The following is a 22,755-nucleotide window of genomic DNA, read 5'->3' on the forward strand; positions in this document are numbered from 1 at the left end:
CTTTATTTTAATCTTACCGACAGAGGATTAACGTAGTTAATCGCTCGAAAGGTCATCATGCTGCGCCTTGTCTTGGTGTCCCAGCTTGCGACTGATAAATGCATTTTGATTGGTAATGGGTATATAAGAGTGAATATCATTTAATTTCAATTTAAAAGTCATGTTCTGATATTATCGAAATATATAATCCTAAGTTCAGGGATAACTGTTTAGTACTAAGGAGTAGTCATGGTAGAAAAAGTAGAGTTATATTTGCAGCAGCTGCTGATGTCGCTGCACATCGGTAACTGGATGGGTAATTTTATTGTCGTTTTAGTTATTACTCTGTTAATACAGCTGTTCTGGCGTTCTTTTTCCAGAAAAACAGAGCGCTTAATAACCCGCACCAGTAACTTTTGGGATGACATTGTATTCTTTGCTTTACTGCGTCCGGTAAACTGGCTGATTGTATTGATGGGCGGTTCAATGGCGCTGCGTGTTATTGCAGAAAGTGAACAGCTGCTAATCTCCAGTTACCTTCCACTAGTACAGAAAATTTCTATTCTGCTGTTAATCGGCTGGTCTTTCCTGCGTTTTATTCATAAAACGGAACTGACATTTTCTGAGTATGAAGATAAAGACACAACCACGGTTACCGCACTTGCAAAACTCGCTAAGCTGTCAGTGGCAGTTATCATCTCATTATCGGTTATTCAAACACTAGGTGTCAGTGTATCCGGGGTGCTTGCATTCGGCGGCATGGGCGGACTTGTGGTGGGGATGGCGGCTAAAGATCTGCTTTCTAATCTTTTTGGGGCGTTAATGGTTTATATGGATAAACCTTTTAAAGTCGGGGACTGGATCCGCAGTCCGGACAAATCAATTGAAGGGACCGTTGAGTCGATCGGCTGGCGTGTTACGCGTATCCGTACTTTTGATAAACGCCCTTTATATGTGCCGAACAGTTTGTTTACTCAGATTGTGGTTGAAAACCCGTCGCGTATGAGTAACCGTCGTATTAAAGAGACATTTGGTCTGCGTTATAGTGATGTGCATTTAATTGACGCTATTATTAAAGATGTCCGGCTCATGCTCGAATCCCATACGGATATTGATCAGAAGCAGACCTTAATTGTTAACTTTAATTATTTTAACAATTCCTCCTTAGATTTTTTTATTTACACATTTACCAAAACAACTAACTGGGTTTTATTTCATGAAATAAAGCAGGATGTACTGCTTCAGGTAGCGGATATCGTTGCATCACACCAGGCTGAATTTGCATTTCCAACAAGACAGCTGCATATAGAACAAGTACCTGAACAGCTTAAATAACAGAGAGTTAACCCAGCGTGCCGGGTTAACTCAATTATTAAGTTAGATAGGTTTTTGCCTCTTTTTGCACATTTTCTAATTCATCTAATAATTCTAATAACTCCGGCTCTAACAAATCCGGAGTAATTCCCTGTTTTAGTTCTTTTTCAATCAGTCCGGCAATTTTCTTAAGTTTAGGTACGCCGCTGTAACTACAGCCTCCATGGAACTTATGAATAATCTGCGCAAAATGTACGTTGTCTATCTTCCCGTTAATGGCTTTATCAGCCTGTTTTCTGATTTCATCAAACTCATTAACCAGCATGCCTAACATCTCTCTGGCGAGATCTTCTTTTCCAGAGGATTGTTTTAGAGCCAGTGTCCAGTCAAACGATCCGCTGACATGACTGGCTTTCGGGAGCTGCTGTACAGGTGTCTGCGGGGCGTTTTTTTCTATTACTTGTGCTTCGGGGGTCCATTTATTTATGAGCTGCTGCAGGGCGCTTTCATCGATTGGTTTGGCCAGGCAGTCATCCATACCCTGCTGTAAAAACTGTTCTTTTTCACCCGGCAGTACATGAGCAGTTACCGCAATAACCGGTGTCTCGCTATTGGTTTTATCATCTTTAATCTGCAGGCAGGCGCTGACGCCATCGAGCACCGGCATCTGAATATCCATGAAAATCAGGTCAAAATGCTGTGATTTAGCGTGTTCTACAGCCTGCTTACCGTTAATACAGGTTGTTACCCGGCTGGCTCTGTCTCCCAGCATTGCTGAAATAAGCTTTAAGTTTGCCGGGTTATCATCGACAGCCATGACATTAATATCTTTTCTCACCAGTGGCGGTAGATTTTTATGAGAAGGCATTTCGCTGATATGCTGTTTATCTGAAACAAGTGCTTTAGCTAGGTTTTTATGATTTATCGGTTTACTTAAGCAGTGTTTAATGCCGCTTTTCATTAGTATTTCATAAAGACTCGGATCGCTTGAATTAAGCAGTACGACTATGTTATCGGTAAATTGATGTGCCTGCTCAATATGGTTGAACAGCGGCTGCAGGTTTTCACTATGGCTGTGGCCGATAATAATACTGTCATATCGTTTGTTTAATAAACGTTTTAACTGAGGCTCGGTTTCTGCTAGTGATAACTCAGTCTGCCATTGATTGAGCAGTTGTGAGCAGGCGCGCGCAGCATAGTGGTTATTTTCATAAACTAGCACTGATTGTTTCTGTAAACGTTCGATAGGTAAACTGATTAAAGGGGTGCGTGTGTTTTTTTCCAGTTTAATGGTGAACCAGAAAGTTGACCCCTGATCCGGAGTTGATACTAAATCAATGCTGCCCTGCATCTGTCTGACTAATTTTTGAGTGATCACTAGACCTAAACCGGTACCGCCGTACTGGCGTGTAATACTGGTATCTGCTTGCCCGAAGGCTTTGAACAGCTGCGCCTGCTGCTTCTCTGAAATACCAATTCCGGAATCTGAAATCATCATTTTCAGGGTAACTTTTTCATCGCTGTCGTGCTCATCTTCAATGCGCTGTATCTGTACCTCGATGTTGCCGTTTTCAGTAAATTTGATCGCATTACCGATTAAGTTCGTTAATATCTGCTGGATACGCATGGCGTCGCCAAGCACTTCGTGTGGCACTTCCGGATCCACCATCATGCTCAGTTCAAGCTGTTTTTCATGTGCGCTTGGTGCAAGCAGGTGCATGGTTTCATCAATACAGTCACGCAGGTCAAAGGGTAGAACTTCCAGGTTTAATTTACCCGCTTCAAGTTTAGAAAAATCGAGAATATCATTAATGATATTAAGCAGATTACCTGCTGAGCGTTCAATGGTCTGCAGATAATCAACCTGATTGCTGCTGAGTTGTGTTTTCAGCAGCTGTCTGGCAAAGCCGATTACGCCGTTAAGCGGTGTACGTAATTCATGACTCATATTGGCTAAAAATTCTGATTTGACCTGGGCTGCCTGCTGAGCGTCTTTTCGAGTAATATCCAGCTCAATATTCTGCACCTCCATCTGGTCCATTGTTTCTCTTAACTCACTGGTTGCCTGGTCGATACTGTCCTGCATCTCCTCGTGATGTTTGGACATTGCCAGCGCCATCTCGTTGATGCCGTGCTGGAGCAGGTCGATCTCGCCTGAATAGTCGCCTTCTACCCGGGAATTTAACCGTCCCAGACTTATTTTTTCAACAACAGAAACCATTTCAGAAATCGGCGCGGTTATTCTTCGCGCCTGTTTAAATGCCAGGTATAAGCTGCCGAGGAAACCTAATATCATAATACCGAAGGATAGTGCGGTATCTCGGTACAGCAGCAAGTCAACCTGATCTGTGTTGATTTCCATGGCGACATAACCCACTATTTTACGGGGCTGATCAAAGGTTAACTGGTATTCTAAAAAATTAGTTTCGTCGATGATCGGGCTATGAATTACTATGGTGTCTTTGTAGTGATAAACCTTGGTGATTTCCGGGATCTTCTGCTCGTTTTTAATGCGAAGCTGCTGAAAATTACGGTGGTAGTTACTAGTCACGAAAAGTTTGTTCTGTGCATCAAAAATAGCAATGCTGTTGATCATAGGACTGTTTTTACGATGGGTTGCACCGATTAGACGTCTTAATATGGTGCGTGTTTCATCCTGCATACCGTATTCACTGGCGATTGCCAGCGGCTCGGTAATATTAATCGCCCGGTTGATTAAAAAATCGTTAGCCTGCTGATAGCGGTGGAAGGAGAAGTAACTCGCTAATAAACCACCGATAAGAATGGTGGGTAAAATCGTAAATGCAATAACCTGTGCACGAAGTCCGTATTTAGTCATAAGTAATGTTTCTAATCTTGAGTTTATCAGCAAACAGCGGTGCATTTTCAGGATCACTGAATTGAATTTCTATGCGTTTTGCTTATAAGTAATGAATGCTTTTATTTTGTTTTATGTGACAATAGCATTATCGATAAATATATATGCCCAATAGGGTACCGCTATCATGGCATAGCTAACTTCACCTGTGAATAACTTATGGCTCAGTTCTTTAAAGCATCACGCACAAATAGTGCAAAAAACCGTATTATAAAAAATGTCAAAATTGAAAAATTGGACCATCAGGGCCGCGGCATGGCATTTTTTCAAGATAAACCTCTTTTCGTTGACGGTGCACTTAGCGGTGAGCTGCTGGATATTCAAATAATAGAAAGTAAAAAACGCTACAGCAAAGGTGCGCTTAAAAAAATTATTGAAAGCAGTGAAAAGCGTATAGAGCCAACCTGCCCTCATTATCAAGAGTGCGGCGGCTGTCATCTGCAGCATGTCGGCCATATCGAGCAGATAAATATAAAATCGGCAGGTTTAACGGCTTTATTTAAACGTTTTGCCGGACAGGCTCCTGCGCAGCTTGAAGAACCCGTTGCGGATCAGGAATGGGCATACCGCCGTACCGCCCGCTTTGGACTGCAGTATAATAAAAAAACTAAAAAGGTAGAGATGGGCTTTCGCCGCTCGCAGAGTAATTCTCTGATTGTTCAGAAAGTCTGCCCTGTTTTACAGCCTGAATTAGAACGCCTAATTTCACCTTTAAAGGTTCTGCTGAATTCTCTGCATAGTAAGGTCGATTTAGGTCATATTGAATTAATGTTTGCTGAGCAGGGCGTTGTGGTTTTACTACGTCATTTAAAAGCGCTGCCGAAAAGCGATGTACAGTTAATTGAACAGTTTTCCGAGATTCATCAAGTGAACTTTTTCGCGCAGGCATCGACTAATTCATGTGTTTGTCTGGCTGGACAAGAAGAGCTGAGTTATCAGCTTGCCGAATGGGACTGCAGACTGACATTCAGCCCGACAGATTTTTTACAGGTAAACAGCAAGGTTAACCAGAAAATGGTCTCGCAGGCGCTTAACTGGCTGGCACTCAATAAAGACGATCATGTTTTAGATCTTTTCTGCGGCTTAGGTAATTTTACACTGCCGATTGCTAAAAAAGCGGCTGCCGTTGTCGGGGTTGAAGGCATACAGAAGATGGTTGACCGTGCTGCTGAGAATGCATCTTTAAATAAGATAACCAATGCCAGTTTCTACCAGGCTGACTTAAGTGCTGATAACTTAATAAGGCAGGAGTGGGCAGCCCGTAAGTTTAATAAAGTATTATTGGATCCAGCCCGCGCGGGGGCATTTGACTGCATGACTTTTATTGTTTCGCAAGAACCGTCTCATATTGTTTATGTTTCCTGTGATCCGGTTACTTTAGCCCGGGACAGTCAGCAGCTGCTTGAACAAGGATATAAGCTGCTTAAGTTAGGTTTATTAGATATGTTTCCACAGACCGGGCATATGGAGTCGATGGCTTTATTTGTCCGAGCAAAATAATAGTATTGATTTCTTATATGCAGAATATCGTGTTTTCTTTATTTCGGAGTTAGTTTAATGGTTTCAGTTCGAGATACGCATTTTTATCAAACAGCACAAAAAGATCCGAATAAATGGGTGACCACACTGGGCCTGAGTGGTTCGGATCAGAAAGTTTTATTAAACAATTATGAAAAAATAATTGCTTTGTGTGTCCAGCCGGAGCAGCTTCCGCTGTTAGAGCTGGGTACAGAGATGGTTGAGATCCTGGTTACGCTGAATATGGATATGGATACCCTGAATGCCGCCTTAATATTCCCACTTCTGGACCATAAGATATTAACACAGGAGCAGGTTGATGAACTGTGGGCGAAGCGCATTGCTAAATTAGTTAATGGTGCCACGGATATGGAAGGTATTCGTGCACTGCAGAGTCAGGGGCCTTTGAAAAGTAGCGCTGCTCAGGTCGACAATCTACGTCATATGTTATTAGCTATGGTTGAAGATGTGCGTGCTGTAGTTATCAAACTAGCTGAGCGGATCTGTTATTTACGTCAGGTTAAACATGCCGATGAAGAGAAGCGGGTACTAGTGGCTCGTGAGATATCATCAATTTATGCGCCGCTGGCCAACCGTCTCGGTATCGGCCAGTTAAAGTGGGAGCTGGAAGATCTTTCATTTAGATACCTGCAGCCGGAAGTTTATAAAAAAATAGCTAAGCAGCTTGATGAAAAACGTATTGACCGTGAAAACTATATTCAGGATTTTGTTGATAACGTAAAAAATTCACTCAAAGAGATGCATGTACACGGAACGGCTTACGGACGCCCCAAGCATATTTATAGTATTTACCGAAAAATGGATAAAAAAGATCTTCAGTTTGAAGATCTTTATGATGTGCGTGCAGTACGGGTTGTTGTTGAGCAGCTGCAGGACTGTTATGCCGCGTTAGGGGCGATTCATACCCAGTGGCGTCATATTCCCAGCGAGTTTGATGATTATATCGCTAACCCTAAAGCGAACGGTTACCAGTCTATTCATACTGTAGTGCTCGGTGATGAAGGTAAAGCGATAGAAGTACAGATTCGTACCCAGCAGATGCATGATGATGCTGAACTCGGTGTGGCCGCCCACTGGAAATACAAAGAGGGCAGTGCCGGCGGTAAAGCCTCGGGCGGTTATGAAGAGAAAATTGCCTGGTTACGTAAACTTCTCGCCTGGCAGGAAGATATCACGGACAGTGAGAATGTCGTTGATGAAATCCGCAGCCAGGTCTTTGACGACAGGGTTTATGTTTTTACTCCTAAAGGTGAAGTTATCGACCTGCCGGCAGGAGCAACACCGCTGGATTTTGCTTATTATATTCACAGCCAGGTTGGACACCGCTGTATTGGTGCAAAAATAGCCAATCATATTGTGCCTTTTACCTATCAGCTGCAGACCGGTGATCAGGTTGAAATTCTAACTCAGAAAGAACCTAACCCGAGCCGCGACTGGCTTAATCCTAATCTTGGTTATATTCATGCCCCGCGGGCAAGACACAAGGTTGCCACCTGGTTCAGAAAGCAGGACCGGGATAAAAATGTACAGGCCGGGCGTGAACTGTTAGAGGTTGAGCTGAGCAAGGTAAAATTAAAACTAAGCGATGTAACTCCAGCCATTGAACGTTTTAATGTCGGCACAGATGATGATATTTTTGCGGGAGTCGGGAATGGGGACCTGCGTATCAATCAGCTGGTGCATTTTTTAGATAATCACTATCACCAGCAGACATTAGAGCAGCAGGATTTAGCCGCGCTTGAAGCATTACAGAAACGTAAGAAGAGTTTTACCCCTAAATCGACGGGTAATAATATTATTATCGATGGTGTCGGTAATTTAATGCATAGCATTGCGCGCTGCTGTCAGCCGATTCCCGGGGAGCTTATTGAAGGTTATATTACCCAGGGGCGAGGGATTTCAGTGCACCGTCAAGAGTGCGAACAGCTTGCGGATCTGCGTGATGCTCATCCTGAACGTATTATTGAAGCTGCCTGGGGAGATGCACATTCTTCCGGTTATACATTAACGCTGCGTCTTGAAGCAAGTGACCGCAGCGGCTTATTAAAAGATATTACTACTCTGTTATCTAATGAAAAAGTCAATTTGCTGGGGGTTAACAGTATGACTAATATTAAAAATCAGTCTGCGATTATTGATATGAATTTAGAAGTTTATAACAGTGATGAAATAGGTAAATTACTGACTAAGCTAAAACAGTTAAAAGATGTCTCTGATGTGCGCCGCTTGTAGTCAATAAACATTTGAACTGCCCCCCCTATGCCCTTAAGCATAGGGGGACTTTCCTCGTTTATATTGTGCCAACCCCTCGGCTTTTATTACCGTCTGATTTTCTATCCTTTCAAATTAATTGTTAATACCGGGAATAAATGCCGCCTCACTTCAAGTAATGATCAAATAATCAGAAAAAGGTTAGCAACAGTTTATCTTGTTGTGATAGATTTGGTGAGATTATGATTAACCTGGCTAAGGATAGAATGGTTATTGATTTACAGTCCGATATCGTACTGGCTTTGCTGAATCTGGAAAACTTAATTGTGGAAAAACCACAACAGGCAGAGAAAAAAGTACTGAAAGCATATTCTAAAGCTGAAGAGCAGGGAGACGGCTGTGCACAGCTGCTGGCGACCATACAGCTGGCGCGCATTTCCTGGCATCTTATGCAGTATAAAAAAGGCCTGCGCCTGTGCGAACGTGCTGAACAATTATTACTTCCTGAATTTGAATCTCAATACTTAGCTGAACTTTATCATATCTACGCTCTGCAGCATTGGGGCTTAGCCCGTTTCCGTTCGGCACATCATTTTTGGAATATGGCGATGGAAAAGTCGCTGGTCCATAATCAGCTGCCGGTGCAGATAGAGTCATTAATTGGTGTTGCAAATATCTGGCGCATTAATCAGGAAAGCGAACTTTCTTATTCTGCGCTGTCTTTAGCGATGACTTTGGCTGAGCAGTTTGAACTTAACTTTCTGGCAGGAAAAAGTGCAATTTTATTAGCGTCCTCCCTATGCTCTCTCGATCAGTATTCGTTAATGTTAGAAGTATTAGATAAAGCCGAATCTTTTCTGCAAAATTGTCAGGATCTTGCCTGGCGCGCGCAGATACAGGAGTTAAAATGCCAGGCATTATTAAATTTGGGTCGGCTGAGTGAAGCTGAACTAGCTGCTCATGAAGCTTTAAGTATTACCGTTTCCAGCAGAAAAAGCTGGTTGGAAACCTCACCTCCAATCTGTGCTGCGCAGGTAGCAGTTGAACAGCTTCGCTTTGATAAAGCCCGCCAGCTGTTAGATACAGCTGAAAGTACCGCTTTACGTTTTAACCAGTTTGAGCTGCTGGCGAAACTCTACCGGCAGCGTTTTGAGCTGGAAAAACACTTAGTTCAGATAGAGTGCGCACTTCGCTATTATAAAAAATATCGTAAATATGAAGTTAAATTCTTACAGGTGCAGAGTATTGCTTTAGGTAAAGATAAATGTAACTTAACAGTCGAACTGCTGAATAATAAAGCTCAGCATTTAATCGAACGTTTAGAAGCAGAGGCATTTGATGTCAGGGAAAGCGGCTTTACTGCTTTTCGAGAATCTTCAATCTGGCTGTACTCCTGTGAGCGGGCTTCGCTTCATAAAAATAGCCACGTATTTGTTTTTGAACTCAATAATGAAAAAGATCTGATCACTTTTTTCCCCTTTGCGCATGCCTTATGCCGTTCTCATGAGGTGATAACCCGCTTTAAAAACAGCTGTCTGGCTATTTTGTTTCAGTTGGAATCCGGGCAGCAGTCTAAAATGTACGACTCATTAACGGCTATGCTGGCTGCTTTCCCCTGGTGGAGAGGTGAAGAGAATAACCATACACATACTGTAAAGCATTTTTATCCGGCAGACTTTTTAAGTTATTTAGACAACAAAGAGGGCTGTAATTTATGAAAAGCGCATCACATTTACGACCTGTTCATCAGGAGGTTCAGGAGCAGCAGGCCAATCGTGCGCTGTTTTTATGCCGCCAGTTTATTGATGATAAAGATCAGAGGGACAGGGAAAAACTGCGTGGAGAGTTTCTTTTATCGGAGATTCTTACTGACTTAGGTGAAGATGAAGAAATTTTACCGGCTGTAGAGTACGGCTGCTGTAGTTTTTCTGTCAATACTCACTCGGTTGATAAATTACAGATATTGGCAGAATTAAGTAACCGCCGGCATGATGCAGGCTTGTATCAGGAAGCCGCCGAAGGCTGGTTAAAGGTCGGGGCTTATAGTGCAGAATTAGGTGACGTTAATTATTTCGTACAAGCACTGCTGGGTATCGGTCGGCAGCTGCAGATTATAGGTGATCATTGCGGTGCTCTTAAATATTTTTATAAAGCTAAATCCCTTACGCAGAGTATGAGTTCAGCAGTTGTTCGTGCAAGATTAAGCTTTCATCTTATAGCCAGCTGTATTTCTGTGCACAAATTAGATAAAGCGCAGATATATTTAGATGCCTGTAAACATGATGAGGTTGTATCGGGAACTGCTGAATTTAAAGCGCTTACTCATTTGTACCAGGCAATAATTCAGCGTAAAAAAGGTAATATTCGCGAAGCTTTAGCCGCTATCCGTTTAGCCAAAGAACTGGTGACCAAAGGTCTGGAAAATGGGGTCAGAAATCTGATCCAGCTGGAGTTAGGCTGGTGTTTTATTGCTTCTGATAATGCGCAGAAAGGTATCCGGTTATTAGGAATGCTGCTGGTTAACAGTGCCGGAAACAGCAGTTTTTTATTAGAATTAAATATCCATGAAGCGTTAAGTGATGCTTATGCCGGTATTGATGATTTTGATAAAGCGTTGGAGTGTGAGCAGAAAGCGCATCAACTGCACTTGTTGTTAATTAATAAAATATCTGTTGGTAATCTCAACTGTAACTGTTCTCAAAAGCTGGAAAGAATGGAGCGTCTGCTCACCATTCAGTGTACTCAACAGGAGAATATGCATTTAAAGCAAAAGGTTGAAGGGCACTTTTCGCTTGTTGAACGTCTACAGCAGGATGCATTTACCGATCCTTTAACACAGGTATTTAACCGCCGCTGGTTAGATGCAGAGCTGCAGAACAGAACGGGAATTTATGCCGCGTTATTAATTGACGCGGACTATTTTAAAACAGTGAATGACAATTTTTCACATCAGGTCGGCGATCTGGCTCTAAAACGTTTAGCATCACTGCTGCTGCAGGAAGTGCGCAAAATTGACAGTGTAATACGTTATGGCGGAGAGGAGTTTCTGGTATTGCTGACCGAAACCTCAGTATTAAAAGTTTCTCTTCTGGCAGAGCGGTTACGCGATTGTATTGAATCAGCTGACTGGATGGATCTGCTCCCGGGACGTCCTTTGACGATAAGTATCGGAGGCGCTGTTAAATCTATTGATGAGTCTGGAGATATGTTGTTAAAGCGTGCCGACAGTGCCCTGTATCAGGCAAAGGAGCAGGGCAGAAACCTTTTTTGTTTCAATGAAGGGCCCGCCGACTGCGATATATTGTCATGATAGTGCGCATGAGATAATCAGATAAAATCACTTGCTTGCCTGAGAGGGAATGCTGTTTTTATACCGCCCTAGAAAAGGCAGGGGGAAAGCACCGCGCAGATAATATTTAGCCGCTGTCATACCAATTAACATGCTGGCAAGAAACATCATAATAGTGGATGAGCCTCCTCCCAGACTGGCCATAACCGGTCCGGGGCAAAAACCAGCCAGTCCCCAGCCTATACCGAAAATAGCTGATCCGGTTATTAATGTCGCGTCAATTTGTTTATTTGATGCCCAGCTTAATTTTTCTCCGTTTAATGCATTGCTGCGTTTTTTTATCAGTAGATGATAAATAGGTGTAAAAACGGCAAGTGCGCCGCCCATTACAAACATAAGACTAGGATCCCAGTCGCCGCTTATATTTAAAAAAGCGATTACCTTAGCCGGATCTACCATGCCTGAGATGATCATACCGGATCCAAATAAAGCACCGCAAATCAGTCCAACCAGAATTGTAAACATTATAAAACTCCTAAGCGGCTGCGGATAAAAACGACGATAACTGCCGCTGCCATAAATATCAGGGTTGCTGTTATTGAACGTTTCGAAAATCGTCCTAAACCTATGATGCCGTGACCACTGGTGCAGCCGTTGCTCAAACGTGTGCCGAACCCAACCAGAAAACCGGCTGCTATGATAGAAAGAACAGGCTGTTTGATCAGCTCAGGAAGATCGATTGAAAAAGGCTGCAGAATAAACATACTTAATACCATGCCCGTAAGAAAAGCTAAACGCCAGCTGAACTCTTTTTTTTTCCTGGTGAATAAACCACTGATAATGCCGCTGATACCAGCTACCTTTCCAGAAAAAAGCATAAGAACTGCCGCTGACAGTCCAAGCAGTGCGCCGCCTGCTAAAGCTGACCAGGGGGAAAAATTCTCCATATATATCTCCGAACTAATAAGGGTAATGTGTCTACTCTGTTGGACAAAAAGCCTGCTGCAGAGCGTTTAATAACAGGCTGACCCGCGAGTCTGCAATGGAATAGAAAACCTGCTGTGATTCTTTTCTGACAGTAACAAGGTTGTTTTTTCTTAAAACGCTTAAATGCTGTGAGAATGCTGATTGACTTAATTGTGTGTGTTTACGTAATTCGGTTACGCTCATTTCGCCATCGGATAACAGACATAGCACCACCATCCGGTCTTTATGAGCCATTAATTTCAGTATTTCACTTACTTCGCCGGATTTTTCATGTATCAGTGCTAATTTATTTTTCATTGTTATTCCTTGTCTCATTAAGTTGAAGTGTACCTCAGATCGTTACATTAGCAAATGGTAATTTAGATAAATATAAATTAGACTTTGCTAATTCAAATGTTTATTATTAATTCATAACGTACTTTAACCTTAAGGCAAAGTACTATTTTTTATTGTAGTTCTGCATGAATGAAAACATTTCGGAGTAAACAATGGCTAAAAAAGTATTAATTATCGGCGGTGTTGCCGGTGGTGCATCGGCGGCCGCTCGAGCACGACGTTTAGATGAAAGTGCACAGATTATTGTATTTGAACGAGGTCCGTACATCTCTTTTGCCAACTGTGGTCTTCCGTACCATATAGGCGGCGAAATTGACTCAAGAGATAAGCTGCTGCTGCAGACGCCGGATAGTTTTAATAACCGTTTTAATGTTGACATTCGGGTGCATAATGAAGTGCTGGCTATCGACAAACAAGCTAAAACTATCACTGTTAGAGATACTGTCGCAGAACTAACCTACACCGAGTCATATGACGCCCTGGTATTGAGCCCGGGGGCTGGTCCATTTGTTCCCCCTATTTCCGGTATAGACAACCATTTAACTCACACTTTACGTAATGTGCCTGATATGGATGCCATTATCAGTTCAATTGAAATCAATAAACCTGAGCATGCTACGGTATGCGGCGGTGGCTTTATTGGTTTAGAGATGGCTGAGGCACTGCGTTTTCGAGGAATTGCTGTTACGCTCGTTGAGCTTGCACCACAAGTGATGGCACCCGTTGATATGGAAATTGCAGCCGTCCTGCATGAAGAACTGCAGTTACAAAAAGTTGAATTAAAGCTGGGCAAAGCACTGCAGGAAACAGCCCCCTGTGCACCCGCTGATAAATCTTTAACGTTGAGACTCAACGACGGCTCCACACTGGAAACCAATCTGCTCATTATGGCGGTAGGCGTAAAGCCGGAAACATCGCTGGCCGAACAAGCTGGCTTAGAAACTGGTGAGTTAGGCGGTATAAAAATAAATGAGTTTATGCAGACCAGTGATGCTTCAATTTTCGCTGTAGGTGATGCTATTGAAGATCCTGAGTTTGTAACAGGTGATGCAATGTTGGCACCGCTAGCCGGCCCTGCAAATCGTCAAGGACGCTTAGCCGCTAATAATATTTTTGGTGCCGCTGAAAGCTATAAAAGGACACAGGGCACTGCAATTTGTAAGGTGTTTGACCTAGCAGTTGCCTCTACCGGCCTCAGCGAAAAAACACTGCAGCGTAAAGCCATGCCCTATGAGAAAGTCTATGTACATGCCGCAAGTCATGCGGGTTATTATCCCGGCGCGCATCCGGTGACTTTAAAACTGCTGTTTAATCCTGAAACAGGTGCTATTTTAGGTGCGCAGGCGGTTGGTAAGGATGGTGTTGATAAACGTATTGATGTTATCTCTGTTGCGCAGCGTGCAGGTTTAACTGTGTATGATCTGCAGGATTTAGAGTTATGTTACGCACCTCCGTTCGGCTCTGCACGTGATGTGGTTAACCAGGCCGGCCTGGTGGCATCGAATGTAATGAAAGGTGATGAAGTTATTTTCCATAGCGAAGAGCTTGAGTCGCTTTCTGATAAGCAGATGCTGGTGGATGTACGTACACAAGCCGAAGTTAGTAATATGGGCCTTATTCCGGGGGCATTTAATATTCCGGTGGATGAGCTGCGTGCTAACTTGATCAAGCTTGATAAAAACAAAGAGATATTAATTTACTGCCAGGTAGGATTACGTGGTCATGTAGCATCACGTTTATTAACTAACTTAGGTTATACAGTGAAAAATTTAAGCGGCGGCTTTAAAACCTGGAAGGCGTTTAATTATTAACTGCTGTCAGCTATGGATAAAAGGGAAGCATTGCTTCCCTTTTTAGTTGTTATACAATTTCATTCAAAAAAGTACTTTATAGCTGTTTTCAAACTTTAGGTGTTAGAAGAATACTTTATAGTTGAACCATACAGATGTCTCTGAATCCATCTCTGTTTTTTTAGAGCTGCTTTCAATGCTGCCTGTCGTAGTATCAAACTTAACTTGTCCCCAGCGCTTGCCATCAGCAGAGAATGGTGTAGAAACCATTAATGTTGTTTTTACTGTACTAACTTCTAGATCACCACCAAGGTAAGTTAGCTCAGGGTAGGCTGCGAGAAATGTGCCGTCTTCACCGGTTTTCCATACGGCGTAAAGCGCAGCTGAACCGCCTGTAATACTGCTATCATCGACGCCATAGCTGCGGGCAAAATCTTCGTCGTATTCACCGGCTAGAACAGCACCGCGGGCAAAGAATGTCAATGAATCAGCAGGGGTACGAATCATGGCAATACCACCTAGAGCCGCACTGGTAAACATATCATTGTCAATTATATCAAGTGATGCAGCGATACGAGGTGTCGTCGCATTGTCAAAGCTAAATACATGGAAATATTGAAGACGGGCATCTTGATAAGCTCCGTCTCTATCCATCGTCCCCTCTAATAACGTCATCGCTGTCTGACCATTGTCAAATGCGTAAGATAATGAGCCCGTTAATTTAACATCGCCTTTGTTGCTTAAGCCTACAATCGCAGTACTGCTTGCACGTGTCATATCCGAGGCATCAAAATCTTGCTCTTCAGCCATAGCTAATGGTGTTACCATGCTGACAGCCAGTGCTGTACCAATAATTTTTTTAAATGTCATTATATACTCGATGAATAGTGTAGTAATTGTTTAGAATAAAATTTAGCTGTTTATTCATCACCACGGGGCTTTCATAGTGAAATCTTTTATGATGTAAATAAACTGCCGTTACAAAGATCTACCCGCTATCAGGGATGCTGTTAGCAGGCATTGATAATGAGGGGTAACCTATTTCATATCTTTTATGAAACCGCGCATGTAACCAGCAACATTGTGATTTTCAACACGGTTACTGAACCATACCGCTACTGTATTTTTGTCTGGAGAAACGTATAAACCTTGACCACGCATACCGCCTTTATAAAGATCCCCATCTTTAAATACGGCGTCAAACTGATAGCTGCCGCCAATTGGTTCATCAGGGAACATACCAATAAAGCCAGTGTGTGCAGGGCTCTCTTTATAAATGCCAGGCTTAACTGATTGTTGAATATGCTTCACTATAGAGTCTGGGACTATCTGCTCTTTAGCTGTCGCTGACCATGAGTCGGTGAATAGCATTGCAAAACGAGCCATGTCTTCGATGTTAGAGTTAAATAACCCGTGTGCGACTTCATAGCCGTCAGGTGTCAATGTGAAGTAAGAATCGCCTGTCATACCGGCCTTTGCCCAGACTCTTTCTTCAAATACTTCTGAGAACGTTTTGTTTTCGACCGTTGATACTAGTAGTGCCAGCATCTGAGTATTAGCCGAGCTGTATTCAAATGCCTGGCCCGGTGCTTTGGCTTTAGGGATATTGATTAATGTGTCGTAATAATCTTTCGCTTCACCCGTTTCTGCTAACATCATCTTGGTGATCCAGGAATTTGGATTCGCACGGGCGGCATCGTTCTCTTCGTGATCCATACCTGACTGCATGTTAAGTACGTCAATGACTGCAACATCTCCCCAGTCTTTGCCTGTTAATGCTGGAATGTAGGTTTTTAGTGGTTTGCTGACATCTATTTTACCTTCTGCTTCCAGCATCGCGACTAGTAGACCAGCGGTAGGTTTTGCGTTACTCATCCATACATGCTTAGTATTAGCTGGAATGTTGTATTTTTCGAAAATGACCTTACCGTCTTGAACGATCATCATTGAATTTAAAGAGGGATTTTCACCATTAAATAGATCGTTTAATTTTGTATCGTTAAATGTCGCGTTGTATACCAGGTCTGAATTGATATATGCTCGCTCAAGCGGCAGGGCAACACCTGCTTTTTTTACCGATGCAGTTGGTAATACTTGATCAAGGTTTTCCCAATACCAAGATGCTTGTTCGCTTGGGTACATGAAACTGACCATGCCAAAATCTTCAACATATTTTTGACGTTCTTCCGTCGTGATAGCTGCTGCATTTGCGCTGCTGAAGGCTACTACAGCTGCGATTAAAGACTTTTTAAACATTGGTAACTCCTGATGTTGTTAGGGATGTTTTTTTGTATTCAGGAATCTTAAGGGAGATGATAGGTAAACTCCCTATCATTTTCTGACATTATTTTTTCAATGAGTTGTATGTTTAACTAGGTGTCGTAGAGGGAGAATGGTGTCTACTTGTACTGATTGATATACTGCATAGGTGTTAATCCGATCTGCTTTTTCATTGCTCGTGTTAGGTTTGCAGGTTCAGTGTAATGAAGCTGCTCTGCGACTTTATTAACACTGCTGCCTTGTAATAGAAGCTGCTTGGCTTTGTTTATTTTTATGTTATTTAGGTAGTCTCTAAATGAGCTGCCGTCATCGCTGAATAGCCTCTGAATAGTTCGCTCTGAAAGGCCGAATAAGTGTGATAATAAGTCTAGATTGAAGTTTTCTAATCTCCACAACGCGTTAACTACCACTTTGATTTGCTGCAGCGCTTTTATAGATAAATTAGGGCTGTAATTGGGAAGCGGTATTCGTGCAGCATCTAAATTGTAAGTGACTGGAATATAACTTCTATCCATGCAGCATAAAACTCGGCCCATGCGCGTGTTTTTTGCCAGTTGGGAGGTGTCAGAAATATTGGGCTCTAAGGCAATATAATCAGGCTTCCACTCTGCACCTTTGTATTGTTTTAAAAACTTGATGATTCGTGCCGTTGTGAAAAGATGTGAATGCTTGAATCCTCGATTTGATGAAAGTAAGGCACTCGAATGATAAATTCGTAATTCACTATTCACGTACTCAAGTTCAAAACCAAAATGCGATCCTTGTAAGTATTGCAGTTGAGCCAAGGTGACTAAACAGTCTAATAATGTTTCCTTCTGCTCAATCAGTTCCATAAGCTGAGGGTGTATATCCATCATTTCATCAGAGCAGCCAAGCACAAAGCCTAAATCAACAGACTTGGTCAACTGAGCGCTAGAATCAAGAATATGGCCTAAGGAGTATGCGGGTAAGTAAAGCTGTTTATTTTCAAAATCCTGCTTGCCAAGCCCTAACTGAGCGAGGACTATTTGGGGATCCTTTCCATGTTGTTTCATTATATTTAAAAACGGCAATGCTATGCATGCACGACTGAGTGCGTATCTGCGTGACATATAAAACCTCTATAGCGAATGTCCTCAAATGAAAAAAGCAGTGTTTTTGTCATTAATTAACTCTGCTTGGACATAGCGTGAAATGAATAAGTTCAATCAGGGAATGAAATAATGACTAGCAAGTAAATAATTATACTCTAGAACTTAAGTGAGAGTATTGAAGCAACTGGGAAGGCGGGGTGTAAAGAAAAATCATAGCCACTGTGCTTTGCATACGCTGTTTTACGAACTCCCTGTATGCTCAGAAAGCATACAGGGCACGGTTCATGCTGACAAACTATACAAAATCGATCGGATCCACGTCAATAGACCAGCGTACTTTACGGCCTTCCGGCAGAGCATCTAACTTATGTAATGCCTGGTTTAAGGTTTTTGTAATCAAGCTGCGCTGATCACTCTGTATTAATAACTGAAAACGATATTTTCCGGCTCGACGTTCCATTGAAGCTGGAATTGGCCCTAGAATTAAGACTCGCTGCGCGGTTTTATTCTGCTCACTGACCTGATTGAGTATCTGCTTACACAAAGCTAAAAAGTTTTCAGCTAAGGTTGCGTTGTCGGATTCTGCGCGCAATAAAGCCTGAAATGAACAGGGTGGCAACTGAGCTAATGCGCGCTCCTGCAGGGCATTACGTGAAAATTCCAGATAACCGTTATTGACCAGATCCTGCAGTAAACTGTGCTCCGGGTGATGGGTCTGCAGTACTACCTGGCCTTTTTTCTCTTCACGTCCGGCACGTCCGGCGACCTGGGTAAACAGCTGGGCTAAACGTTCACTGGCACGGTAGTCATTACAGAATAGGGCGCCGTCCACATCAATTAATGCCACTAAAGTTACATCTGGAAAATGATGGCCTTTCGCTAACATCTGCGTACCCAGCAGGATTTTGTATTTACCGTTATTAATATCGGTCAAATACTGATTAAAACTCTCTTTCTTACGGGTATTATCCCGGTCAATACGTACAACGGCATGCTCAGGAAAGATCTCATTAAGCGATTCTTCTAACTGCTCTGTGCCGACCCCCGTTGAGATTAACTGTGTTGAACCGCAGTCATTACACTGCCTCGGGATAGGCAGGGTAGAAGTACAGTGGTGGCAGTGCAGATAATTTGCGGATTTATGATAAGTATAAAAGGCATCGCAGCGCTGGCATTTTACTAACCAGCCGCACTCATGGCACATTAAAACCGGCGCATAACCACGGCGGTTTAAAAATAAAATCACCTGATTATTTCTGGCCAGATGTTGATGCATCAGCTCGATTAACTGCGGTGATAAGCCGGATTTCAGCGGCAGACCTGCCAGGTTAATTAAGCTGCTGGCTGGTGGTTTAGCATTACCGGCACGTTCAGTAAGATGCAGATGCTGGTATTTCCCCTGTAATGCATTATGCAGTGTTTCCAGGGAAGGCGTTGCCGTGCCTAATACAACGGGAATCCTTTCTAACGAAGCGCGTTTAATCGCAAAATCACGGGCATGGTAGCGAAAACCATCCTGCTGCTTAAAAGAGGCATCATGCTCTTCATCAAGAATAATAATGCCGAGGTTTTTAAAGTCAGAAAACACCGTACTGCGTGTGCCTATGATAATTGCGCCGCTGCCCTGTTTAGCATGCAGCCAGGTATCGAGCTGCTCACGAGAATTTAAAGCAGAGTGCTTTAGGTAAACGGGTACATTAAAGCGTGCCTGAAAACGTTTGACTGTCTGTGGTGTCAGACCTATTTCTGGTACTATTATCAGGGCTTGTTTGCCGGCCTGAAGTACGGGGTTAATGATATTGAGATAAACCTCAGTTTTGCCGCTGCCGGTAATACCTTCCAATAAAAAACATTTGAATTTGCCGGCCTGCTGATTAACTGCACTGATAGCAATGGCTTGCTCCGGGGTTAAATTCGGCTTTTGTGTACTTTCTGAGAATGAATCTGACCAGTTTGTATTTGTACTGGGCTGAAGCTCTACGGATTCAATGAGCCCTTTATCCTGCAGGATCTTGAGAGTAGGGCGGCTGACCCCTTGTTCTTTAAGCGCTTGAGTGGATAAGCAGGAGTTCTGCAGCAGTGATAAAACCTCAAGTTGTTTTTTAGCCCGTTTAAAATCATCTAAATTAAAATCAGAGCCGCCTAACTGCCAGTGTTCACTGCCTTTAAAAGCGGTTTCTTTGCCCTGGCGTAATTGAGTTGGAACAGCCTGCTGAAAGACATCTCCAAAAGGGTGAAGATAATAAAAAGAAGCCCAGCGCAGCAGTGACCAGAGGTTTTCGCTTAACAGAGGCTGCTGATCAATCAGCTGGCTGATCGCTTTTAGTTTGTCTACAGCGTAATCACAGTGCGGATTAACTTCACAAATTACGCCGATCATCTGTCTTTTACCGCCGAAAGGAACACGTACACGACAACCAGTCAGGCTGTTTATATCGGTTTTTAACAGATAGTCCGGCAGTAAATAATCGAACTGTTTATGTAGTGGAATCGGCAGTGCAACACGACAAATTATAGGCTGGCTCATAAACTCAATCAGTTAAAAGTAAAAAAACATTGTAACGTTTTTGAACCTGAGAGTTAAACAAAAAGGGCTGCTGTCGGGATTTGAATAAAAAATAAAACTTGATGGGATAAATTGAGAAAAGCCTTATACGGCAGATATAAAAGAACCACCCTTAGGTGGCTCTTTATCCTTTAAAAGGAGAGGTTTTAAAGGATTAAACTAGTAATTTTTTAGCCGCGTCAACAACAATTGAAATAGCGCTAACTTCAGTTTTCTTCATTGTCGCTTCATCAGGAATCTCCTGCTGAGTACGGTTTACAATAACACCGGCAACACATGCTGCACGCCAGCCTTGTGATGCACACATAGTGAATAACGTAGATGATTCCATCTCGTAGTTAAGTACACCAAGATCCTGCCACTCCTGCATAGAACCTTTAAACTGGCGAGTGATACGGCCTGAAACAGTATCGTAACGCTCCTGGCCAGGGTAGAAGGTATCAGAAGAAGCTGTTACACCGATATGTGGTTCAACACCAGCATCACGACAAGCTGCTACCATTGCAGTTGTACATTCAAAGTTAGCTACCGCAGGGAATTCCATTGGTGCAAAGTGCAGGCTTGCACCGTCAAGACGTACAGATGCCTGAGTTACAATAACATCACCAACATTTACCTGTGGTTGAATTGCACCTGTTGTACCAACACGTAAGAAAGTTGTTACGCCTAACTGCGCCAGCTCTTCTACTGCAATCGAAGTAGAAGGACCGCCGATACCTGTAGAACAGATAACCACGGCTTTACCATCGATATAAGCAAGGTAGCTGGTATATTCGCGGTGACTTGCAAGGAAAGTCGCACCTTCCATTAATTCAGCAATTTTTTTAACACGCTCAGGATCGCCTGGGACGATTGCTAAGCTGGCGCCGTCTAACATTTTTTTGGTTAAGCCTAAGTGAAATACATCTGACATTGTAAAACTCCTTTGAGTAAATTGTGGTTACAACAGACGAAAAGGCTGTTTGCCTTTGTGCTTCGTCTGTTGATATTTTTAGGGTTTATAAACTATTAGCCGCGTCAACGACATTTTCAACTGTGAAACCAAACATTTCAAATAACTGTTCAGCTGGTGCTGATTCACCAAATGTTGTCATGCCGATAACTTTGCCGTTCAGGCCTACATATTTGTACCAGTAATCAGCAATACCTGCTTCAATTGCAACACGCTTAGCAATAGCAGAAGGTAATACAGATTCTTTGTATTGTGCGCTTTGTTTTTCGAAAACATCTGTACAAGGAATAGAAACAACACGTACTGCTTTACCCTGAGCTGTCAGCTTAGCGTGTGCCTGTACGGCTAATTCAACTTCAGAGCCCGTTGCAATTAAGATGATTTCAGGTGTTTTTTCACTATCTAATAAGATGTAACCACCTTTAGCAACATCGCTCAGCTGCTGTGCATCACGCGGCTGCGGCTTAAGGTTTTGACGGCTGAAGATAAGTGATGTAGGGCCGTCAGTGCGCTCGATTGCAGATTTCCATGAAACCGCCGATTCAACACTGTCACATGGACGCCATGTGTTCATATTCGGCGTTAAACGCAGGCTGGCAATCTGCTCTACCGGCTGGTGAGTAGGACCATCTTCGCCAAGACCGATTGAGTCATGAGTAAATACCTGGATAGCACGCTGCTTCATTAATGCAGACATACGTAAACCGTTACGCGCGTATTCCATAAACATCAGGAATGTTGCGCCGTAAGGAACGAAACCTTTGTGCAGTGCCATACCGTTAATGATTGCTGACATAGCAAATTCACGTACACCGTAATGCAGGTAGTTACCAGATGCATCATCAGCTGTAATTGCTTTAGTACCAGACCACATAGTTAAGTTAGACGGTGCTAAATCTGCAGAGCCGCCTAGCAGTTCAGGCAGCATAGGCGCAAATGCTTCGATACAGTTTTGTGATGCTTTACGTGTTGCAATGTTAGCTGAGTCAGCTTGTAAATCTCTGATGTACTGGCTTGATTTTTCAGCCCAGTCTGCAGGCATTTCGCTGTTGATACGACGCTTGTATTCAGATGCTAATTCAGGGAATGCAGATGCATAAGCTGCAAATTTCTCATCCCAGGCAGCTTCCGCAGCCTGACCGTCTGTTTTATTATCCCAGTCAGCGTAAATATCTGCAGGGATTTCAAAATCACCGTAGTTCCAGCCTAATGCTTTACGTGTTGCAAGAATTTCATCAGCACCTAGTGGAGCACCGTGACAGTCGTGTGTGCCCTGCTTGTTAGGTGAACCAAAACCGATAGTTGTTTTACAGCAGATAATTGTAGGTTTAGTTGTTTCCGCTTTAGCTGCAGTGATTGCAGCTTTAATCTCGGAGCTGTTATGACCGTCAACAGAGATAACATGCCAGCCGTATGCTTTGAAACGTGCCGGAGTATCATCTGTAAACCAGCCTTCAACTTCACCATCGATAGAGATGCCGTTGTCATCCCAGAATGCAACAAGTTTACCAAGACCTAAAGTACCCGCTAAAGAACAAGCTTCATGGGAGATACCTTCCAT

The 22,755-nt window shown here is 42.9% G+C and carries 16 protein-coding genes; 6 read left to right on the forward strand and 10 right to left on the reverse strand.

Annotated features, from left to right (window positions below; genetic code table 11):
* The first annotated feature begins 228 nt into the window (after positions 1 to 228).
* Positions 229 to 1,314, forward strand: coding sequence for a mechanosensitive ion channel family protein (locus G327_RS0117925; RefSeq protein WP_019616187.1), 1,086 nt, complete (start codon positions 229 to 231; stop codon positions 1,312 to 1,314).
* A gap of 37 nt (positions 1,315 to 1,351) precedes the next feature.
* Here the strand turns inward: G327_RS0117925 and barA are convergent, their stop codons facing one another.
* A complete protein-coding gene (gene barA, locus G327_RS0117930) occupies positions 1,352 to 4,132 on the reverse strand; it encodes a two-component sensor histidine kinase BarA (RefSeq protein WP_026339432.1) in 2,781 nt (926 codons plus the stop codon).
* Between the two features lie 198 nt (positions 4,133 to 4,330).
* Here barA and rlmD point away from each other — a divergent pair, with 198 nt between their 5' ends.
* The 4 genes from rlmD to G327_RS0117950 all read left to right on the forward strand — a co-directional run bounded on the left by rlmD (position 4,331) and on the right by G327_RS0117950 (position 11,231).
* A complete protein-coding gene (gene rlmD, locus G327_RS0117935) occupies positions 4,331 to 5,671 on the forward strand; it encodes a 23S rRNA (uracil(1939)-C(5))-methyltransferase RlmD (RefSeq protein WP_019616189.1) in 1,341 nt (446 codons plus the stop codon).
* Between the two features lie 57 nt (positions 5,672 to 5,728).
* A complete protein-coding gene (gene relA, locus G327_RS0117940; RefSeq protein WP_019616190.1) occupies positions 5,729 to 7,942 on the forward strand; it encodes a GTP diphosphokinase in 2,214 nt (737 codons plus the stop codon).
* 245 nt (positions 7,943 to 8,187) lie between these two features.
* Positions 8,188 to 9,639, forward strand: coding sequence for a hypothetical protein (locus tag G327_RS0117945; protein ID WP_169337247.1), 1,452 nt, complete (start codon positions 8,188 to 8,190; stop codon positions 9,637 to 9,639).
* Complete coding sequence (locus tag G327_RS0117950) at positions 9,636 to 11,231, forward strand: GGDEF domain-containing protein (protein WP_019616192.1); 1,596 nt, start codon at positions 9,636 to 9,638, stop codon at positions 11,229 to 11,231. Before G327_RS0117945 ends, G327_RS0117950 begins: the two co-directional genes overlap by 4 nt.
* A gap of 27 nt (positions 11,232 to 11,258) precedes the next feature.
* Here the strand turns inward: G327_RS0117950 and G327_RS0117955 are convergent, their stop codons facing one another.
* From G327_RS0117955 to G327_RS0117965, 3 genes are read right to left on the reverse strand one after another with little or no spacing between them, the layout of a single operon-like run.
* The gene (locus G327_RS0117955) at positions 11,259 to 11,735 is read right to left on the reverse strand and encodes a YeeE/YedE family protein (RefSeq protein ID WP_019616193.1); all 477 of its coding nucleotides are present in this window, start codon (positions 11,733 to 11,735) and stop codon (positions 11,259 to 11,261) included.
* On the reverse strand, positions 11,735 to 12,157 hold the full coding sequence (locus tag G327_RS0117960) for a YeeE/YedE family protein (protein ID WP_019616194.1): 423 nt from the start codon (positions 12,155 to 12,157) through the stop codon (positions 11,735 to 11,737). The genes G327_RS0117955 and G327_RS0117960 overlap by 1 nt, the downstream gene beginning before the upstream one ends.
* A gap of 31 nt (positions 12,158 to 12,188) precedes the next feature.
* On the reverse strand, positions 12,189 to 12,494 hold the full coding sequence (locus tag G327_RS0117965; RefSeq protein ID WP_019616195.1) for an ArsR/SmtB family transcription factor: 306 nt from the start codon (positions 12,492 to 12,494) through the stop codon (positions 12,189 to 12,191).
* A gap of 191 nt (positions 12,495 to 12,685) precedes the next feature.
* On the opposite strand from G327_RS0117965, the gene G327_RS0117970 reads away from it, so the two are divergent.
* Positions 12,686 to 14,344 carry an FAD-dependent oxidoreductase gene (locus G327_RS0117970; RefSeq protein WP_019616196.1) on the forward strand — a complete coding sequence of 553 codons (1,659 nt, stop codon included), beginning with the start codon at positions 12,686 to 12,688 and terminating at the stop codon, positions 14,342 to 14,344.
* A 102-nt stretch (positions 14,345 to 14,446) separates the two neighbouring features.
* Here the strand turns inward: G327_RS0117970 and G327_RS0117975 are convergent, their stop codons facing one another.
* The 6 genes from G327_RS0117975 to tkt all read right to left on the reverse strand — a co-directional run.
* The gene (locus tag G327_RS0117975) at positions 14,447 to 15,193 is read right to left on the reverse strand and encodes a hypothetical protein (RefSeq protein ID WP_019616197.1); all 747 of its coding nucleotides are present in this window, start codon (positions 15,191 to 15,193) and stop codon (positions 14,447 to 14,449) included.
* A 168-nt stretch (positions 15,194 to 15,361) separates the two neighbouring features.
* Positions 15,362 to 16,579 carry a serine hydrolase domain-containing protein gene (locus tag G327_RS0117980; RefSeq protein ID WP_019616198.1) on the reverse strand — a complete coding sequence of 406 codons (1,218 nt, stop codon included), beginning with the start codon at positions 16,577 to 16,579 and terminating at the stop codon, positions 15,362 to 15,364.
* Between the two features lie 143 nt (positions 16,580 to 16,722).
* On the reverse strand, positions 16,723 to 17,694 hold the full coding sequence (locus G327_RS0117985; RefSeq protein ID WP_019616199.1) for a helix-turn-helix domain-containing protein: 972 nt from the start codon (positions 17,692 to 17,694) through the stop codon (positions 16,723 to 16,725).
* Between the two features lie 277 nt (positions 17,695 to 17,971).
* Complete coding sequence (gene priA / locus G327_RS0117990; protein ID WP_019616200.1) at positions 17,972 to 20,203, reverse strand: primosomal protein N'; 2,232 nt, start codon at positions 20,201 to 20,203, stop codon at positions 17,972 to 17,974.
* Positions 20,204 to 20,396: 193 nt separating this feature from the next.
* Complete coding sequence (gene udp / locus G327_RS0117995) at positions 20,397 to 21,155, reverse strand: uridine phosphorylase (RefSeq protein WP_019616201.1); 759 nt, start codon at positions 21,153 to 21,155, stop codon at positions 20,397 to 20,399.
* 85 nt (positions 21,156 to 21,240) lie between these two features.
* The coding region (gene tkt, locus G327_RS0118000; protein ID WP_019616202.1) for a transketolase at positions 21,241 to 22,755 on the reverse strand (1,515 nt) is incomplete at its 5' end.

Source organism: Psychromonas ossibalaenae ATCC BAA-1528 (assembly GCF_000381745.1).
In the GTDB taxonomy this organism is placed as follows: Bacteria; Pseudomonadota; Gammaproteobacteria; order Enterobacterales; family Psychromonadaceae; genus Psychromonas; species Psychromonas ossibalaenae.

Coding starts and splice junctions, on each gene's coding strand:
- G327_RS0117925 (WP_019616187.1), top strand. CDS start 229: ATGGTAGAAAAAGTAGAGTTATATTTGCAGCAGCTGCTGATGTCGCTG.
- G327_RS0117965 (WP_019616195.1), bottom strand. CDS start 12,494: ATGAAAAATAAATTAGCACTGATACATGAAAAATCCGGCGAAGTAAGT.
- udp (WP_019616201.1), bottom strand. CDS start 21,155: ATGTCAGATGTATTTCACTTAGGCTTAACCAAAAAAATGTTAGACGGC.
- G327_RS0117945 (WP_169337247.1), top strand. CDS start 8,188: ATGGTTATTGATTTACAGTCCGATATCGTACTGGCTTTGCTGAATCTG.
- barA (WP_026339432.1), bottom strand. CDS start 4,132: ATGACTAAATACGGACTTCGTGCACAGGTTATTGCATTTACGATTTTA.
- G327_RS0117970 (WP_019616196.1), top strand. CDS start 12,686: ATGGCTAAAAAAGTATTAATTATCGGCGGTGTTGCCGGTGGTGCATCG.
- G327_RS0117980 (WP_019616198.1), bottom strand. CDS start 16,579: ATGTTTAAAAAGTCTTTAATCGCAGCTGTAGTAGCCTTCAGCAGCGCA.
- G327_RS0117955 (WP_019616193.1), bottom strand. CDS start 11,735: ATGTTTACAATTCTGGTTGGACTGATTTGCGGTGCTTTATTTGGATCC.
- relA (WP_019616190.1), top strand. CDS start 5,729: ATGGTTTCAGTTCGAGATACGCATTTTTATCAAACAGCACAAAAAGAT.
- G327_RS0117960 (WP_019616194.1), bottom strand. CDS start 12,157: ATGGAGAATTTTTCCCCCTGGTCAGCTTTAGCAGGCGGCGCACTGCTT.
- G327_RS0117985 (WP_019616199.1), bottom strand. CDS start 17,694: ATGTCACGCAGATACGCACTCAGTCGTGCATGCATAGCATTGCCGTTT.
- G327_RS0117975 (WP_019616197.1), bottom strand. CDS start 15,193: ATGACATTTAAAAAAATTATTGGTACAGCACTGGCTGTCAGCATGGTA.
- rlmD (WP_019616189.1), top strand. CDS start 4,331: ATGGCTCAGTTCTTTAAAGCATCACGCACAAATAGTGCAAAAAACCGT.
- G327_RS0117950 (WP_019616192.1), top strand. CDS start 9,636: ATGAAAAGCGCATCACATTTACGACCTGTTCATCAGGAGGTTCAGGAG.
- priA (WP_019616200.1), bottom strand. CDS start 20,203: ATGAGCCAGCCTATAATTTGTCGTGTTGCACTGCCGATTCCACTACAT.